The 220-nt window shown below is 58.2% G+C and carries 1 protein-coding gene; it reads right to left on the bottom strand.

From position 1 onward, the window contains the following. On the bottom strand, positions 1–220 hold a 220-nt coding region (locus A3709_RS17315), incomplete at both ends, for a S1C family serine protease (RefSeq protein WP_156507827.1).

Here is a 220-nt window from a genome sequence, read left to right as displayed (position 1 = left end):
GGCCATGTTGATGGGAATAGCCAGGCTAATGCCAATGCCTGTTGTGCCCTCGCTATCGCCGCCGCTGGTATAGATCAGGGTGTTAATACCCATTAGCTGGCCGCGGGCATCGATCAGAGCACCTCCCGAGTTGCCCTGGTGTACCGAAGCATCGGTCTGGATATAGTCTTCGTAAGCCGCGTTTGGCTGCAGCCCCCAGCGGCCCAGAGCCGACACAATA

Origin of the sequence: Halioglobus sp. HI00S01, from assembly GCF_001635445.1 — a bacterium.
Taxonomy (GTDB): Bacteria; Pseudomonadota; Gammaproteobacteria; order Pseudomonadales; family Halieaceae; genus Halioglobus; species Halioglobus japonicus.
This window is presented reverse-complemented; position numbering and strand designations above follow the sequence as displayed.